General features: G+C 65.2%; 13 protein-coding genes and 4 pseudogenes. 5 read left to right on the forward strand and 12 right to left on the reverse strand.

Annotated features, from left to right (window positions below):
• A pseudogene (locus HK436_RS01690) lies at positions 1 to 1759 on the reverse strand (pseudouridine synthase).
• 78 nt (positions 1760 to 1837) lie between these two features.
• Here HK436_RS01690 and HK436_RS01695 point away from each other — a divergent pair.
• On the forward strand, positions 1838 to 2284 hold the full coding sequence (locus HK436_RS01695; protein WP_244648448.1) for a nucleoside deaminase: 447 nt from the start codon (positions 1838 to 1840) through the stop codon (positions 2282 to 2284).
• Positions 2285 to 2434: 150 nt separating this feature from the next.
• Here HK436_RS01695 and HK436_RS01700 read toward each other — a convergent pair whose 3' ends face one another.
• From HK436_RS01700 to HK436_RS01725, 7 genes and pseudogenes are all read right to left on the reverse strand, one after another.
• Complete coding sequence (locus tag HK436_RS01700; RefSeq protein WP_244648450.1) at positions 2435 to 2959, reverse strand: hypothetical protein; 525 nt, start codon at positions 2957 to 2959, stop codon at positions 2435 to 2437.
• Positions 2960 to 3110: 151 nt separating this feature from the next.
• On the reverse strand, positions 3111 to 5378 hold the full coding sequence (locus HK436_RS01705) for an isoleucine--tRNA ligase (RefSeq protein WP_376769116.1): 2268 nt from the start codon (positions 5376 to 5378) through the stop codon (positions 3111 to 3113).
• A gap of 134 nt (positions 5379 to 5512) precedes the next feature.
• Positions 5513 to 6184, reverse strand: a pseudogene (locus tag HK436_RS33335) (class I tRNA ligase family protein); the annotation flags it as partial.
• Positions 6185 to 6424: 240 nt separating this feature from the next.
• Positions 6425 to 7231, reverse strand: a complete 807-nt coding sequence (locus tag HK436_RS01710) for a MipA/OmpV family protein (protein ID WP_173186849.1) — start codon at positions 7229 to 7231, stop codon at positions 6425 to 6427.
• A gap of 92 nt (positions 7232 to 7323) precedes the next feature.
• A complete protein-coding gene (locus tag HK436_RS01715) occupies positions 7324 to 8310 on the reverse strand; it encodes a bifunctional riboflavin kinase/FAD synthetase (RefSeq protein WP_173186851.1) in 987 nt (328 codons plus the stop codon).
• 6 nt (positions 8311 to 8316) lie between these two features.
• Positions 8317 to 9167: pseudogene (locus HK436_RS01720) on the reverse strand (TIGR01459 family HAD-type hydrolase).
• A 153-nt stretch (positions 9168 to 9320) separates the two neighbouring features.
• The gene (locus HK436_RS01725) at positions 9321 to 9992 is read right to left on the reverse strand and encodes a DNA-3-methyladenine glycosylase I (RefSeq protein WP_173186853.1); all 672 of its coding nucleotides are present in this window, start codon (positions 9990 to 9992) and stop codon (positions 9321 to 9323) included.
• A gap of 168 nt (positions 9993 to 10160) precedes the next feature.
• On the opposite strand from HK436_RS01725, the gene HK436_RS01730 reads away from it, so the two are divergent.
• Both HK436_RS01730 and HK436_RS01735 read left to right on the forward strand, forming a co-directional pair.
• Positions 10161 to 10937, forward strand: coding sequence for a L,D-transpeptidase (locus HK436_RS01730; RefSeq protein WP_173186855.1), 777 nt, complete (start codon positions 10161 to 10163; stop codon positions 10935 to 10937).
• A 215-nt stretch (positions 10938 to 11152) separates the two neighbouring features.
• Positions 11153 to 12010 carry a bile acid:sodium symporter family protein gene (locus tag HK436_RS01735; RefSeq protein WP_194248434.1) on the forward strand — a complete coding sequence of 286 codons (858 nt, stop codon included), beginning with the start codon at positions 11153 to 11155 and terminating at the stop codon, positions 12008 to 12010.
• A gap of 4 nt (positions 12011 to 12014) precedes the next feature.
• Here the strand turns inward: HK436_RS01735 and glcF are convergent, their stop codons facing one another.
• From glcF to HK436_RS01755, 4 genes and pseudogenes are all read right to left on the reverse strand, one after another.
• Complete coding sequence (gene glcF, locus HK436_RS01740) at positions 12015 to 13346, reverse strand: glycolate oxidase subunit GlcF (RefSeq protein ID WP_173186857.1); 1332 nt, start codon at positions 13344 to 13346, stop codon at positions 12015 to 12017.
• A 5-nt stretch (positions 13347 to 13351) separates the two neighbouring features.
• Positions 13352 to 13729, reverse strand: a complete 378-nt coding sequence (locus HK436_RS01745) for a DUF4870 family protein (protein ID WP_173186859.1) — start codon at positions 13727 to 13729, stop codon at positions 13352 to 13354.
• Positions 13730 to 13774: 45 nt separating this feature from the next.
• A complete protein-coding gene (glcE, locus tag HK436_RS01750; protein WP_173186861.1) occupies positions 13775 to 14980 on the reverse strand; it encodes a glycolate oxidase subunit GlcE in 1206 nt (401 codons plus the stop codon).
• A gap of 36 nt (positions 14981 to 15016) precedes the next feature.
• Positions 15017 to 16515 (reverse strand): annotated as a pseudogene (locus HK436_RS01755) (FAD-linked oxidase C-terminal domain-containing protein).
• A 202-nt stretch (positions 16516 to 16717) separates the two neighbouring features.
• Between HK436_RS01755 and HK436_RS01760 the strand changes: the two are divergent.
• Positions 16718 to 17284: a heterodisulfide reductase-related iron-sulfur binding cluster gene (locus HK436_RS01760; RefSeq protein WP_312860457.1), complete on the forward strand. Its 567-nt coding sequence runs from the start codon at positions 16718 to 16720 to the stop codon at positions 17282 to 17284.
• A complete protein-coding gene (locus HK436_RS32780) occupies positions 17254 to 17400 on the forward strand; it encodes a hypothetical protein (RefSeq protein ID WP_312860458.1) in 147 nt (48 codons plus the stop codon). Before HK436_RS01760 ends, HK436_RS32780 begins: the two co-directional genes overlap by 31 nt.
• Positions 17401 to 17461 lie beyond the last annotated feature (61 nt).

Consider the following 17461-nt stretch of genomic DNA (forward strand, 5'->3'; position numbering starts at 1 on the left):
TCAGCCCTCGCCTCGCGGCTTACGCGGGCCGCTGCCGCGCGGTCCGGGCTTCCCGCCGCCTTTGCCACCCTTGGCACCGTCAGGTCGCGGTTTTCCCGCGTACCGGCGCCCGTCGTTGCGCTCGGCAAGTGCTGCCGCCTTTTTCTCGCCCATAGGGCGTGCGCCGGGCGCCATCCAGACATTGGCCGTACGCGAACGCTGCTTCTCGGGCTGACGCTCCTCGCGCGGACCGTCCTTGGCTCGCGGGAACTTTCCGACGGCCGGCGCGGCCCTGTCGTTGGGATTTCCCCGTTTCGGGCCCGCCCCACGCATCGGCTTAGTCTGCAGCCGCCCCAGCGCGTCCTCGCGCTTTTGCTCGCGTTCGCGCTTGCGATTGGGCCTTTCAGCCGGCTCCTCGCGCTTCTTCTCCGAGGTGGCCGAGACCGGCTTGTTGGAGAATTCGTTGAGCACCGGCGCATCGAAATTCGCGCCCGATTCCTCGATCAGGCGTTCGCCGAGCTGGTCGCGCAGGAGCTTGCCCTTGAGTTCTCGCACCTCGCCCTCGGCAAGTTCGCCAAGCTGGAAGGGGCCATAGGACAGCCGGATCAGCCGCGTCACGTCGAGCCCGAGCGCGCCGAGGATGTTCTTGACCTCGCGGTTCTTGCCCTCGCGCAGGCCGACCGTCAGCCAGGCATTGGAGCCCTGCTCGCGATCGAGCGTCGCTTCAACGCCGCCGTAGAAAACGCCGTCGACGGCGATGCCATCCTTGAGGGCGGCCAGCGCCTCCGGCTCGACCTTGCCGTGCACGCGCACGCGATAGCGGCGCAGCCAGCCCGTGGCCGGCAGTTCGAGCACACGCGACAGGCCGCCATCATTGGTCAGCAGCAGCAGCCCCTCGGTGTTGATGTCCAGCCGCCCGACGGTCATGAGCCGCGGCAGCTTCTTCGGCAGGATGTCGAAGACGGTCGTGCGGCCCTCCGGATCGCGGTTGGTGGTGACCACACCGGCCGGCTTGTGGAACAGGAACAGCCGCGTCCGCTCGATGGCGGGAATTTCATTGCCATCGAGCTCGATACGGTCGCGTGGACCGACATTGACCGCCGGCGTGTCGAGAACCTTGCCGTTGAGCCTGACGCGGCCGGCCGCGATCATTTCCTCGGCGTCGCGACGCGAGGCCACGCCAGCCCGTGCAAGACGCCGGGCGATGCGCTCGCTCGTAGCAGCCGCCTCACCCGCATCCACTGCCACCTCGCGTTCCCGCTTGCCTGGACGCGGTGCTGCGGTGTCGTCGCGTTTATGGAACGGCTTGCGCTCCCCGTCCGCCTTCGCATAGGGCCTGCGTTCGCCGTCCTCGCGCTTGCGGAATGGTCGCTTGTCGCCACCCTCTCCCCTTGGACGATCCTCGCGCTTCTGGAACGGTTTGCGCTCGCCTTCGGCCTTCGCATAGGGCCTGCGCTCGCCGTCCTCGCGCTTGCGGAACGGACGCTTTTCGCCCTCCCCAGTGGGACGGTCCGCGCTTTCGGAAGGGTTTGCGCTCACCTTCTGCCTTCGCGTAGGGCCGGCGCTCACCATCCTCGCGTTTACGGAACGGACGCTTATCACCGCCTTCGCCGGCGGGACGGTCGTCGCGTTTGCGGAAGGGTTTGCGCTCGCCATCGGCCTTGGCGCCGGGCCGGCCTTCGCCGTCGTCACGCTTGCGGAACTGGCGCTTTTCGCCACCTTCACCGCGCGGGCCGCGTCCTGCGTCGCCGCGCGGCGGTCTTTTCTTGTCATCGTTCATGTGGCGCTCGCCTTTCAGCGCGGGTAACTATCAGACCGCATAGGGCCTTGCGAGTGAAATGTCAGTGGCGGAGAACGCATGAGATCGTCCCCCTTCATGGAAGCCGCGTTTGCCGAGGCGGAAGCCGCGCGCGACCGCGGCGAAGTGCCGATCGGCGCTGTCGTCGTCCACGACGGAACGGTGCTTGCAAAGGCGGGAAACAGGACACGTGAACTGAACGATCCCACGGCCCATGCCGAAATCCTGGCGATCCGCGATGCCTGCCGGCTCGTGGCCAGCGAAAGGCTTCCCGACGCCGATCTATACGTGACGCTGGAGCCTTGCCCGATGTGCGCGGCGACAATTTCCTTCGCGCGCATCCGGCGGCTCTATTTCGGCGCAGTCGACGAAAAGGGCGGCGCCGTCGTCAGCGGCGGACGCTATTTCGCGCAGCCCACCTGCCATCACGCGCCGGATGTCTACGCCGGCATCGGCGAACAACGCGCTTCTGAAATGCTGAAAAACTTCTTCAGGGACCGGCGCTGAAGACCGGTCCTCAAAGCCAGGGTACGTAGTCGCGCCAGGAAGACTTGCTCGACGCACGCTTGACGCGACGTTCCTTCTTCCACTCTTCCTCGCCGAGATCGCCAACGGGCGCCGTCGCGTTCGGCTGGCGGTAGTCGAGCGGCGGCTCGCTCAGGTAACGGCGGCTGGTCGCTTCGCCCTGATTGCGCTCGCGTAGGCGACGCTGCACTTCCGCCCGCTGGGCAGCACCGCTGACCATGGGCTGAGCCCCCAGCGCTCCGGATCGTAGTTGGGATCGGATTTGCCAACGCCCCCGGGCGCAACCTGGGGCCTGTAGGAGGAATTGTTCTGGTTGGCGGTCGCCTCGTCGCGAATGCGCGCGCGGCGTTCCTCGGGCGACTCGGGCCAGGCCGGATTGCCAGCACTGGCCAAATCCTGCTGTGGCTCGGGCAGAACCTCGAGCGAGGCCGGCTGGACCAGCTTCGGCCGTGGATTGTAGGCGATCTCGGGGCCTTTGTCGGCCGGGCCGACAGAGAGAATGCCGGTGAGATCCTCGACAAGCTGCTGGTTGGCGGTCTTGCCGGTGCCGTAAGTGGGCGAGCCCATGCAGCCCGAAAGCAGCGTTGCGGCGCATGCCATGGAAGCACCAAGAAGGAGCGGCGTGCGGCCACGCGTTTGAATGCGGTCGATCTTCACTGAAACTTGCCTCTCACATCGGGCGAAAAACGCGCCGGACGTCCAGTTTCGCCAGAAAATCCGGCGACAACAAGGCGTTCAGTCAGCGCGCCTTGTACCCTAATCGGCTCCGGCGGGCAATGTCGGAGGACATTTGCCCGCCGATGACTGTTTACAACCGGCCGAGCGCACGCAGTTCGTGCAATGCCGCGGCATCGCGCGCCGAAACGTCCGGGAACTCCGGATCGGAGCCGACATCGGACGTATAGCGCCAGGAGCGCGCGCACTTGGCTCCACCGGCCATGGCCGGGACGACGCCCACGCCCTTCACCTCGTCCAGCGTGAAGGCGATGTCGGGTGCCGGCGTATCCACGATCGTGATGCCGCTTGTGATGCAGGTCTCGGCCATGTCGACGTCGGCGATTGCCGCACGCAGCTCCGGATCGGTAACGTGAACGATCGGCGCGGCCTCCAGCGAGGAGCCGATGCGCTTCTCGCGCCGCTCGATCTCCAGTGCGCCCGTGACGACGCGGCGAACCTGCCGCACCTTGCGCCACTTGGCGGCAAGCTTCTCGTCCTTCCATTCGGCGGGAATGGTGGGGAACTGCTCCAGGTGCACGGATTCAGCCCGCGGATGACGGTCGAGCCAGGCTTCCTCCATGGTGAACGGCAGCATCGGCGCAAGCCAAGTCACGAGGCTGTCGAACAGCCGGCGCACGACGACGATGGCCGCCTTGCGCCGCGTGCTCGATGGAGCGTCGCAGTAGAGCGTGTCCTTGCGCACGTCGAAATAGAACGCTGACAGCTCGACGACCATGAAGTCGATCAGCGTGCGGGTGATGCGCTTGAAGTCGAAAGCGTCGTAGCCCTTGCGCACGAGTTCATCGAGCTCGGCCAGCCGATGCAGCATCAGCCGTTCCAGCTCCGGCATCTCGGCGACGGGAACGTCTTCGCCATCGTCATGGGCGAGCGTGCCGAGCATCCAGCGAATGGTGTTCCGGAGCTTGCGATAGGCGTCGATATTGGTCTGCAGCACGTTCTTGCCGAGGCGCTGGTCTTCCCAATAGTCGGTGGTCATGACCCACAGGCGCAGGATGTCGGCGCCCGACTGATTCATAACGTCCTGCGGCACGACCGTATTGCCGAGCGACTTCGACATCTTGCGGCCGTCCTCATCCATGGTGAAGCCATGGGTGATGACGGTGTCGTAAGGCGCCCTGCCCCGCGTGCCGCAGCTTTCCAGCAGCGAGGAATGGAACCAGCCGCGATGCTGGTCGGAGCCTTCGAGATAGACGTCGGCCGGCCACTTCAGGTCCGGGCGATCTTCCAGCGTGAAGGTGTGGGTCGAGCCCGAATCGAACCAGACGTCGAGGATGTCCATCACCATCGTCCACGGCTCGTTGGCGCGCGAACCCAGGAAGCGCTCGCGCGCGCCCTCAGCAAACCAAGCGTCCGCGCCCTCGGCTTCGAAGGCCTCCAGAATGCGGGCGTTGACGGCCACGTCCTTCAGCACCTCGCCATTCTCGTCGGCAAAGACACAGATCGGCACGCCCCATGCCCTTTGACGGGAAAGAACCCAGTCGGGCCGGTCCTCGATCATCGCGCGCAGGCGGGTCTGGCCGGCGGCCGGCACGAAGCGCGTGTCGTCGATGGCCTTGAGCGCGCGGCTACGCAGCGTGTCGGGTTCGTTAGCGCTCACGGCCGAGCGCTCGCTCCGCTCGCTGGCCTCCGCGGGGGCGGGCGAAACGTCGCCCGGCGTCCGGTCGGACGCTCGGCCTTCCCGAGGAAGGCCGTAGCCGCCCAGGTCCTTGTCCATATAGACAAACCACTGCGGCGTGTTGCGGAAGATCACCGGCTTCTTGGAACGCCAGGAATGCGGGTAGGAGTGCTTCAACCGCCCACGCGCAAACAGCATGTTCGCGGCGATCAACGCCTCGATGACGGCCTTGTTGGCGTCGCCCTTCTTGCCGTTGTCGTCGATGACACGCGCGGCCCCGCCTTCGCGGTCCGGCCCGAAGCCCGGCGCATCCTTGGTGAAGTAGCCGGCATCGTCCACGGTGAAGGGGATGCGCGTTTCGATGCCGCGCGCGGCAAGCTCCTTGCCTGCGTCCATCCACGCGTCGAAGTCCTCGCGGCCATGGCCCGGCGCAGTGTGGACGAAACCAGTACCGGCATCGTCGGTGACATGGTCGCCGGGGAGAAGCGGAACTTCAAAGTCGTATCCACCACCAAAGCCCGCCAGCGGGTGCGCCAGCACCATGGATGACAACTCATCAGCCTCGACCTTGCGCAGCCTTTTGTATTCAAGCTTTGCCTTGGCGAAAGACTCTTCGGCTAGCGCATCGGCGAAGATCAGTTTCTCGCCGGGCTTCGGGCCAAAATCGTTCTCCGCGGCAGTTACCTCGTAAAGTCCGTAGGAGATGCGCGGCGAATAGGCCACTGCACGGTTGCCGGGGATCGTCCAGGAGTCGTCGTCCAGATGACGACCGAGGCGTGCCCAAGGCTCTCCGGCGGAGAAACAACAGCAGACCCTCCTTCAGAGAATTGCACCACCGTTGCGTCCGGTGCAATCATCACTGGGAACTTCACCCAGATCGTATCCGACTCATAGTCCTGATATTCGACCTCTGCCTCCGCCAGCGCGGTGCGCTCCACCACGGACCACATCACCGGCTTGGAGCCGCGATAGAGCTGGTCGGACATGGCGAACTTCATCAGCTCGCCGGCGATGCGCGCCTCGGCGTGGAAGTTCATCGTCGTATAGGGATTGTCGAAATCGCCCTCGATGCCGAGGCGCTTGAACTCCCCGGTCTGCACCTCAATCCAGTGCTGCGCGAAGTCGCGGCATTCCTTGCGGAATTCGTTGACCGGCACCTGGTCCTTGTCCAACCCCTTGGCGCGGTACTGCTCCTCGATCTTCCACTCGATCGGCAGGCCGTGACAGTCCCAACCCGGCACGTAATTGGAATCATAACCGCGCATCTGGAACGAGCGGGTGATGACGTCCTTGAGGATCTTGTTGAGCGCGTGGCCGATATGGATGTTGCCGTTGGCGTAGGGCGGGCCGTCGTGCAGCACATAGAGCGGCCGGCCGGCAGCGCTTTCGCGCAGGCGGTTGTAGAGCTTCATCTCCTGCCAGCGCTTGACCAGCAGCGGCTCCTTGTCCGGCAGGCCGGCGCGCATCGGAAACTCCGTCTGCGGCAGATAGAGGGTCTTGGAATAGTCGATCTTCTCAGCGGTCGTCATGATCTCGTCGCATCGTCGGCCCGGGCGGCGTGGCTCCGGGCGGGTGTCTTGTCAAACAGGCGAAAGGCGCGCGGGCGGGCGGCGCGCGAAATACCCGGACCTTCCGGCAGCCGCTCAGGCCGCCCGGAAAGCCGGGCCAATAATTCGTATCGTGATCGCGATGGGAAGCGCGCGCTGTCTCATGGTCCGCGCTTTTAGCCGAGCGGAGACGCGGAATAAAGAGGCGAATGCACGTGTCGGCTAGCGGATCGAAAAGTCGAAGCGCCACGTCGCGCTGGCGCCGAGCGTGAACTGGTCGCGGGAGCCGCCCTCGCGAACCAGGCTCGAATCCGCCGCCGGCCCCGTCAGCCGCGCGTATTCGGCGAAGAGGCTGGTGTCGAGCCTGTCCGTCGCCTTCCAGTTGACCGCGCCGCCGACGCCAGCAGAGGCGAAGCCGCTGCCCGGCGCATATTCGGACAGGCCGGTTGCCGCCGACTCGGCTGCATCGACGCCGTAGTAGGCATCGAAATAGTCCGCCGATGCCCAGCGGGCACGCGGACCGGCCGAAATCTGGATCGTATCGGTAACGTTGACGAAGAAGTCGGCCGACAGGTCGGCCACTACGCCGTCATGCGAACGGATGCCATGGCGCAGCTCGGCACGCATGCGCATGTTGTCAGTAGGATAGATCTCGGCAAAACCGCCTAGCTCCCCGCCGAAGCGCACCGGCGACAGGCCGATCAGGCGCGCATCGGTGTCTCCATCGCGGCGGAAAACCAGCTTGCCGGCAGCGCCCGCGCGGATCAGACCGGTATCGACCAGCGCCAGCGAGATGTTGTCATTGCGCGAGGAAAAGCGCGACGAGCGACCGTGCTTGCCCAGCGAAACGATCGGCTGGAAGGCGAGCGAACGACCCGAAGCACCGTCGAATTTCGGTGAATAAAGCGCGGTGCCTCCAAGCTTCAGATACCAGTCTCCTGAGAACCATCCCTCGGCGGCTGCAGGCGCGGCCAGGCCAAGTGTAGCGAGCGCTGTCAGCGCGATACCCAGATATTTTTGGCGGTTCATACCACTCACCTACGCGATACTCTTGCATTCAGCACTGCAAGCGTTCGGTAAATTTTGCATTAAGGGTCCAGATTCGTCCACCCGCCGGACGATTAAAACGCAATCGTGCGATCCAGTTCGGACAAAGGCTGCACAGCAGAGAGCAGCGCGCGCGCTTCGTCCTCGTCGCGCTTCATCTGCGCGATGAGCGGCTCCAGCCCGTCGAACTTCTCCTCACCGCGCAGGAAACCGAAGAACGAGACGCTGCAGACCTCACCGTAGAGATCGCCGGAGAAGTCGAACACGAATGTCTCGAGCAGCGGCGCGCCGTCCTCGGTGACGGTCGGCCGGCGGCCGAAGCTTGCCACGCCGTCATGAAGCGAACCATCGGCGCGGTGCAAGCGCACCGCATAGATGCCATGCCTGAGGCCGGTGGAAACGGGCAACTGCATATTCGCGGTCGGAAAGCCGAGCTGGCGGCCCAGCTTTTTCCCGTGCGAGACCTCCGCCTCAACGGTGTATCGGTAGCCGAGCAGCCCCGCTGCTTCCGCAACCTCGCCGGCCGAAAGCAGTTCGCGGATGCGGCTCGACGAGACAACTTGAGCGCCCTCATCCCGGAAGGCGTCGATGAGGCTGACGCCGAAGCCGAGCCGCTCGCCGGCTTCCATCAGGAAGGCAGGCCCGCCCTGCCGGTTCTTGCCGAAATGGAAATCGAAGCCGGTAACGACATGGCTGATCCCGAGCCCGTCGACCAGCACGTCGCTCACGAACGCATCGGCGCTGAGCGACGAGAACTGCCGGTCAAACGGCTGCTCGATCACGGCCCTGAAACCCAGCACCTGAAGCAACCGGGCGCGAACGGGCGCGGGCGTGATACGATAGAGCGGCACGTCCGGTCGGAAGACGGCGCGCGGATGCGGCTCGAAGGTCAGCGCCAGCGCGGGCACGCCGCGCCGCTCGGCCTCGGCCAGTGCGCGGGCGAGCACGGTCTGGTGGCCGCGATGCACACCGTCGAAATTGCCGATGGCGACCACGCCTCCCCGGCACGAAGCGGGAAGGGTTGAAGAGCCGGCAATGCGCTCGATCGGCTGGCGGCTCATGGACGACTACCGGAGACGCGGGATGACGGCGACTGGGCGGTAGCCGTGCTTGTCGAGAAAGGCCGTCAGGCGCTCGCGATCCGGTGCAAGCTCGCTACCATACTCGGCGGCATGGATGCCGCCGGAGACGTAGAGCACGTCGAAACCGTTGCTCGCCGCGCCTTTGACATCCGTGAGCATGCCATCTCCGATCGCCAATACCTCGCTACGTTCCACGTCACGGCGAAGAACGTCGGCAGCAGAAGCCAGCGCGGCTTCGTAGATCGGCCGGTGCGGCTTGCCGGCAATCTCGGTGCGCCCCCAAGCTGGGCATAGTCGCGGGCGAGCGCGCCGGCGCACCATATCAGCCTGTCGCCGCGTTCGACCACGATATCCGGATTGGCGCAGATGAATGGCAGGTTGCGGGCGCGCAGGCGCTGCAGCAGTTCGGCGTAGTCCTCCGGCCCCTCCGTTTCATCGTCGAGAAAGCCCGTGCAGACAACCGTCTGCGCCTCGAATTCCTCGACGAGCTCGACATCTAGATCATCATAGATCGCAAGCTGTCGCTCGTCGCCGATGTGGAAGACGCGCCGCGGGCCATCGCTGATCAGGTCGCGGGTCACGTCGCCCGAGGTGACGATACTGTCCCAGCAATCCTCGGCAACGCCGATCGCACCCAGTTGCTCGACCACGCCCTTGCTCGGGCGCGGCGAATTGGTCAGCAGCACGACCGCTTTGCCCTTCTGACGCGCGCGCCTGAGCGCATCCACTGCATTCTGGAAGGGACGAATGCCGTTGTGAACGACACCCCAGACGTCGCAAAAGATCGCCGCGTAGCCTTCCGCGAGTTCATCCAGTGTCTCTATCAGTTCGGCCATTGCACTCCGTCCGCTGTCATTATTGCCGGCCTCTGCCGGGCGCCCGGAATTAGCCGAAGCGGCCTAGCCTGTCACTAGTGCCAAACTGCCGCCCATCGATGACCAGATTAATACGGCTCGCATGCCTGCCAGGCCGCATCGTGCAGGAACAGCCTAGAGCGGCCGCTTGAATGCAGACCTTGCCTGCTCGACTTCGGCACGACAGATGCAGCCTTCGATGTGGTCGTTGACCATGCCCATCGCCTGCATGAAGGCGTAGACCGTGGTCGGGCCGACGAAGGACCAGCCGCGCTTCTTCAGCTCCTTCGAGATGTTGGTCGAAGTCTCCGTCTTCGGCATGGCGCGCACGGCTGCGATGTCGATCACCGCGGGACGCTGGGTCGGTGTGGGCTCGAACGACCAGAAGAATGCGGACAACGAGCCGCGTTCCGTTGACAGGTGAACCGCCCGGCGCGCGTTGTTGTAGACCGAGGCGATCTTGCCACGATGGCGGACGATGCCGGGGTCCTGCAGATGCCGTTCGATCTCGGCGGTCTCATCCGCGACGGCCAGCTTGCGGAAGTCGAATCCATCGAACGCCGTACGGAAGTTCTCGCGCTTGCGCAGGATCGTCAGCCACGACAGGCCGGACTGGAACCCTTCGAGGCAGAGTTTTTCGAACAGCCGGATGTCATCCACCACGGGCCGCCCCCATTCCTCGTCGTGGTAACGCTGATAGTCCGGCAGGTTGCCGTGCCACGCGCAGCGCACCACGCCGTCTTCGCCCGTCACCAGGCCGTTCGATCCATCCATCTTCGAAAGGTTCCTTAAGTTCGCTTTTACCATGCCGCTCAACGACGCGGTAACCACACCTGAAGGTTTACGCAAAAGGCGGCATTTTACGGAAGTCCGTTCACACTTTTTGCGTTGCCTCTCCTGACAATCAGCCATGAAACAGCCGCCTGCCACCCGGTTTGCGGCATTTCTCACGACGAGATGTTGCGAGTAGGTTCGATGAGACATTTTCTTTCGCTGGCGGTCGCCGCCGCCCTGACTGGACTGACGTCGCAGGCCATTGCGCAGGAGCGCTACCGCGAACGGCCGCCGGTCGTCGTCAGCCCCGATCTTTCTGCGCCCTGGGTGTTGCAGTTGCAACGCGCGCCCGCCGGCTACCAGCGTCGCGAGCCGGTTCGCCATGGCCTGCCCGGCGTGCAGGTCCGCGTTGCGCCGCAGCCGATCGTCCGTGAACGGGCGCGTGTGGCAATCGCGCCCGCACCCGACCAGATGCAGACGGCGGCGCTACCCAGCGCCACACGTGACGCGGGTGCGCAGATCGATCCGAAATTCCTGCCGCAGACCGTCGCCTATGACGGCCCTCACGCACCCGGCACCATCGTCATCGATACCACGCAGAACCTGCTCTACCTCGTCGAACCGGGCGGCCAGGCGCGCCGTTACGGCGTCGGCACCGGCAAGCCGGGCTTCGAGTGGGCTGGCTCGCACAAGGTGACGCGCAAGGCGGAATGGCCCGACTGGCGTCCGCCGGCGGAGATGATCGCCCGTGAGAAGAAGAAGGGGCGCATACTGCCCGCGCATATGAAGGGCGGCCCGGCCAATCCACTCGGCGCGCGTGCGCTCTATCTGGGGTCCACACTTTACCGTATCCACGGGACGAACCAGCCCTCGACCATCGGCCGGGCGGTGTCATCAGGTTGCATCCGCATGCGCAACGAGGACGTCATCGACCTCTATGACCGCGTGCCCGTCGGAGCCAAGGTGGTCGTGATCTAGTTTCTGCGCGTCAATTCCGGAGCAGGGGATGGCGGTACGCCCAGGGGACGGGCGGCGCCGACAAGCGGCAGTCAGCTCCGCTGTCGCTAAAAAGGGGCGGTCCGGCATTGGTCGGGCCGCCCCTTGTTTAGGTTCGCCGCATTTGTCTGACGTAGCGGCTTTCGCTAAGGATTGGCGAGGCTGCGGGAGGGCAGCCGTTCGGGGGACCAATAAACATGCTTCTGACAGTATTCCTGCCGCTTGCGCTGGCAATCATCATGTTCTCGCTGGGTCTCGGCCTGACCCTGGCTGACTTTCGGCGCGTATTGCTGCAGCCGAAGGCCTTTGCCATCGGTGCGGCCTCGCAACTGATCCTCATCCCGATCGTCGCTTATGCGCTGGCGGTAATCTTTAACCTGCCGCCGGAGCTAGCGGTCGGCATCATGATCCTGTCGCTGTGCCCCGGCGGCGTAACCTCCAACGTCCTGACGAAATACGGCAAGGGCGACCTCGCACTTTCGATCTCGCTGACAGGCATCATAAGTCTCGTGGCGGTGGCGACGGTGCCGTTTCTGGTTGCGTTTTTCGCGGACCGCTTCATGGGCCTCGACGCGCCGGCAGTCGACGTGACGGCGCTCGGGCTTTCGATGTTCCTCATCACCGCGGTGCCGGTGATCCTCGGCATGCTGCTGCGCGGGTTCGCGAGCGGCTTCGCACAAACGATCGAAGGCGCTGTGGAGAAGATCGCGCTGGCGTTGTTCGTCATCGTGGTTGTAGGCGCCGTCGCGACCAACTGGCGGCTGCTCGTCGAGAACCTCTACGCGCTCGGCCCGGTCGTGGTGATTCTCAACGTGCTGCTGCTGGCCCTCGGACTGGGCCTTGCCCGCCTGTTCTCGCTCAGCCGCGATGAAGCAACGGCGATCTCCATCGAGACCGGCATCCAGAACGCCACACTGGGCATCACCGTCGGCTCGCTGATCGTCGAGCAGGCCTCGGCGCTGCCGCCGTTCAGCCTGCCATCGGGCGTCTACGGCATCACCATGTATGTGGTATCGATCCCGTTCGTGCTGTGGCGGCGGCGCCTGGCTGGCTGACGGTTCAGGCAGCCACCTCGGGCGAAGGCGCTATTGCATCCGGCAGCATGGCCGGCTTCGGTCCGCCCCAGGCCCAGTCGAGAAGCTGGACGGTATGGATCACCGGCAGCTCGGAGCCGGAGGCGATCTGCGTCATGCAGCCGATATTGCCTGTGGCGACCGCCACCGCGCCGGTCGCCTCGATGTTCCTGACCTTGCGATCGCGCAGCGTGCGCGAGATTTCGGGCTGCAGGATATTGTAGGTGCCGGCAGAGCCGCAGCACAGATGCCCTTCTGCCGGCTCCCTGACGTGGAAGCCCGCGCGCGCCAGCAGGTCCTTCGGCTGGCGCAGGATTTTCTGGCCGTGCTGCATCGAGCAGGCGGAGTGATAGGCCACGGTCAGGCCCGGACGTGTGTCGGGTTCCGGGAGATCGAGGGTCGCGAGATACTCCGTGATGTCCTTCGCCAACGCCGACACACGGGCGGCCTTTTCCGCATAGGCCGAATCGAGGCGGAGCATGAAACCGTAATCCTTGATCGTGGTGCCGCAGCCCGACGCGGTAATGATGATGGCATCCAGCCCGCCGGCTTCGATCTCACGCGTCCAGGCGTCGACATTGCGCCTTGCCGCAGCCAGCGCGTCATCCTCGCGGCCCATGTGATGGACCAGAGCACCGCAGCAACCCTCCCCCACTGGCACGACAACCTCGACGCCGAAGCGCGCGAGCAGCCGCGCGGTCGACGCGTTGATGCCTGGGTCCAGCACCGACTGCGCGCAGCCGGCAAGGATGGCGACGCGGCCGCGTCGTTGGACGCCCTGTGCTGGGGCGGTCGACACCGCGTCCTGCTTTGCCGGCACGGAAGAAGGCGCCAGCCTCAGCATGGCCGCAAGCGGCTTCAGCGGCCGGACCTTGTCGAACAGCCCCGCGAACGGCCGGCCAAAACGCGCGAGCCCGAGCGCGAACCGGAAACGCGCCGGATAGGGCAGGACCGCCGCCAGCACCGCGCGGATCGTGCGGTCGAGGAACGGCCTGCGGTAGGTCTGCTCGATATGCGCACGAGCGTGATCGACGAGGTGCATGTAGTGCACGCCCGACGGGCAGGTCGTCATGCAGGAGAGGCACGAGAGGCAGCGGTCAATGTGGGTGACGATCTCCTCGTCCGCGGCCCTGCCGTTTTCCAGCATGTCCTTGATTAGGTAGATGCGCCCGCGCGGGCTATCCAGCTCGTTGCCGAGCGTCACATAGGTGGGGCATGTCGCCGTGCAGAACCCGCAATGCACGCATTTGCGCAGAATCTGCTCCGATTCGGCGACATGCGCGTCGGCAAGCTGGGCGAGGGAAAAGTTGGTCTGCATTCGAACTAGATCAGCCAGCTTTGCGGGTTCTTGATCGGCTCGCTGCGGCCGATGGCCTGTAGCCCGATCACGATGCGCACGATTGCCCAGACCGCAGTCGCAAGCGCCGTCAGGAACCCGATGGCGACGAACAGCAGCAGCAGCGAAATGAAGCCGAACAGAAGACCGATCCAGAAGGTGCGGATTGCCCAGGTGTAATGGGTTTCGACCCAGGCGGGCGACTTGCCGCGGTTGAGGTAGGCGAGAACGATACCCACCAGCGTGGTGATGCCGATCACGAAACCGACGATGTAGCAGATATAGATCACCTGCACGTTCTTCGGGCCCGGGTCGAGCCAGCCATCCGTGCTGCGCGGCACCGGGTTCATGTTCGGATCGGACATTGCGTGATCTCCCTGTGAGAACGGATCGAAGCTGTCATGGACCGGTTAGGCATTCAACCGTCCGGGATTGAGGATGCCTTTCGGATCGAACTGATCCTTCAGGCGCTGCGAAAGCGCGGCAAGCGCCGGCGGCTGTGGCTGGAAGACCGGCACGGCGGCACGGACAGACGGCGCGGCACGGACCAGCGTCGCGTGGCCGCCGCCATGGCGGGCGATCAGGTGCCGCAGCGCATCGGCCTCGGGATCGCCCTCCATGCGCAGCCAGACGAGGCCGCCCTGCCAATCATAAAAGGCATCGACCGCGGCACCCATGCGCAACGCCATGACCATGCGATGGCCGTCCGACGGTGCCATCGAGACGCGCCAGACCGGGCGCTGGGTGCCGTCGGCGAAGGGAAGGCAGTCGCGGATCTCGCGCCAGACGCGGCGCGACTGTTCTTCCTCCAGCCGCTCGTGCGTTCCATGGCCTGAAAGAAGAGCAGCAAGCCGCTCGAAACGGTAGGCGACCGAGGGGCCGAACCCTTCGAGGCGCAAAAGGGTGGAGCCCTGGCCCGCCAATGCTCCATCGAGCACGCGGCCGGTCACGCTTTCGGGCAGGTGGGACGCACCGGCAACCTCGCCGCTCGATCCCATGGCGATCGCCATCGCATCGGCGGCCTGTTCCTCGGTCAGCCCGCGCAGCACAAGCGTCGCTTCGGTCTCTGCCGCGGGCAACACCTTGAAGGTCACGTCGGTCACCACTGCCAGCGTGCCCCACGAGCCGGCCATCGCCTTGGAAAGGTCGTAGCCGGTGACGTTCTTGACCACCCGCCCGCCCGACTTGAACGCCTCCCCGCGCCCCGAAACGGCATGGACGCCGAGGATATGATCACGCGCCGCGCCTGCCTTGAGGCGGCGCGGGCCGGCAAGATTGGCCGCGAGCACACCGCCGATGGTGCCCCGGCCCGGGTCGACGCCGAGCAACGGTCCATAGTCCATCGGTTCGAATGCAAATTCCTGTCGATGCTGCGCCAGAAGCGCCTGCAATTCGGCCAGCGACGTGCCGGCACGTGCGGACAGCACCAGTTCCTCTGGTTCGTAGAGCGTCACGCCGGTCAGCCGTGACAGGTCCACCGCATGTTCGGTCTGCGCCGGGCGGCCGATCCCGCGCTTGGAGCCCTGCCCCAGCACTTCAAGCGGCGTCTCCTCGGAGACGGCCCAGCGAATGGCCTCGAGCGTTTCGTCGGCTGTATCGGGGGTGAAGGTGGTCATGCCTGTTTGTCAATCTGGCCGGGCCGTGGGCCTATCTCAAAACCTCGGAATGTCCGGGAACGCCACCTGTCCGCGATGGACGTGCATGCGGCCGAGTTCGGCACAGCGGTGGAGTTGCGGGAACACCTTGCCGGGGTTGAGCAGGTGGTTCGGGTCGAAGGCGCATTTGACCCTGATCTGCTGATTGAGGTCATCCTCGGAGAACATCTCCGGCATCAGGTCGCGCTTTTCGACCCCGACGCCGTGTTCGCCCGTCAGCACGCCGCCGACCTTGACGCACAGGCGCAATATGTCGGCACCGAACGCCTCGGCGCGCTCAAGCTCGTCGTCCTTGTTGGCATCGTAGAGAATGAGCGGATGGAGGTTTCCATCACCAGCATGGAAGACGTTGGCGACCCGCAGCCGGTATTTTTCCGAAAGCTCGCGCATGCCCGCCAGCACCTTCGGCAGTTCCTTGCGCGGGATCGTGCCGTCCATGCACAGATAATCGGGGGAGATGCGGCCGACCGCAGGGAAAGGCTGCCTTGCGGCCGGCCCAGAACGCCATGCGCTCCTCTTCGGAGGTGGATATACGGCAGGTGGTCGAGCCATTGCGGCCGGCGATCGCCTCGACTTCGGCAATCAGGTGGTCGACCTCGGCGCCCGGTCCGTCGAGTTCCACGATCAGCAGCGCTTCCACGTCGAGCGGATAACCGACCTGGACGAAGTCCTCCGCCGCCTTGATCGCCGGGCGATCCATCATCTCCATGCCGCCGGGGATGATGCCTGCGCCGATGATGTCGGCGACGCACTGGCCCGCCTGTTCACTGGACGGGAAGCCGAGCAGCACGGCGCGGGCCGTCTCCGGCTTCTTCAGGATGCGCACGGTAACCTCTGTCACTACGCCCAGCAGCCCCTCCGAACCGGTCATGATGCCGAGCAGGTCGTAGCCCTCCGCGTCGAGATGCTTGCCGCCCAGGCGCACCACCTCGCCATTCATCAGCACCATCTCGACGCCGATCACGTTGTTGGCCGTGAGCCCGTATTTCAGGCAGTGCACGCCGCCGGAATTTTCCGCGACATTGCCGCCGATCGAGCAGGCGATCTGCGAGGACGGGTCCGGCGCGTAATAGAAACCTTCGTGCTGGACGGCGTTGGTGATGCCGAGATTGGTGACGCCCGGCTGCGCCGTGACGGTGCGGTTGGCGTAGTCGATGTCGAGGATGCGGTTGAAGCGGCTCATCACCAGCAGCACCGCATCGCCCAGCGGCAAGGCACCGCCCGACAGCGAGGTGCCCGAGCCGCGCGGCACGACACGGATATTGCGGTCGGAGCAATATTTGAGGATGCGCGCCACCTGCGCCGTCGTCTGCGGCAGCACCACCACCAGCGGAAGCTGCCGGTAGGCCGTCAGCGCATCCGTCTCAAACGGACGCATCGCGTTTTCGGTGTCGACCACACCCTCGCCGGGCACGATGATGCGCATATCGGCAACGATCTCGTCGCGCCGCGCAAGCGTGGCCGTATCGAGGGCCTGGCATGGCAAGGCCGGACATCGCTTCCTCCTTCATCGCGGCGGGGCCTTCCGCCAGCGAAGCACAGTCCTTATAACCAGCTCAAGCGCCGCGGGTAGTGGAAAATCCGCAATCGCGACAGGCAAATAGTGTGCGTACGGGACCAATTTTGCGGCAAACCAGTTCAAAACCGCCGCGCGTCGGCCTGTTCGTTACGTGTCTTGTCGATCTGTTTCGACCGAGCGTGGGTTTCGCGGCGGTGAAGCTGCTCGAGGATGCCGGCTGCATCGTCGAGGTGCCGGCAGCGCAGAGCTGCTGCGGACGGCCATCGCGCGGCGTTGCCGATGCAGCCGACGCCCGTGCGGCTGCCGAAGCAACCATCCGCGCCTTCGAGGATTTCGACTATGTGGTGGCGCCTTCGGCAAGCTGTGCCGAGACGTTGATGGCCTATCATGCGGATTACTTTGCTGGCGATGAGGCGTGGACGAAACGCGCGCAAGCGTTCTGTGCCAAGGTGCACGAGCTGGTCGCCTTTCTGGTCGACGTCAGGGGCGTTTCGCGCGTGGATGCGCGGCTTCATGGCAGCGTGACCTATCAGGACGCGTGCGGCGGCGGGCTTGCGCCGCAGCCGCGCCGGCTGCTCGCCTCGGTAGAGGGGCTGGCGCTCCGGGAGATGGAGGGTGCTGCCACCTGCTGCGGACTTGGCGCCGCAGGCTGTGTCAGCCTCGCGGGCAAGGCTGCGGCGCAAAGGCTGCCAGCATCCGTGCCGCCGGCGCGGGCATGCTGCTCGCCGGCGATCTCGGTTGCCTGATGGGGCTGGCAGGGCGCCTCAAGCGCGACGGATCGGCGGTGGAAGTTCGACACGTGGCCGAGGTGCTGGCAGGGATGAACGACACGCCGCCGATCGGCGCGGGAGGCGCATCGTGAACGAAGGCGTACATTTCCTGGATGCGGCTGCGCCTGACGGCATGAGGCTCTACGCCAATGG

It is taken from the genome of Neoaquamicrobium sediminum, from assembly GCF_013240295.1.
Taxonomy (GTDB): domain Bacteria; phylum Pseudomonadota; class Alphaproteobacteria; order Rhizobiales; family Rhizobiaceae; genus Aerobium; species Aerobium sediminum.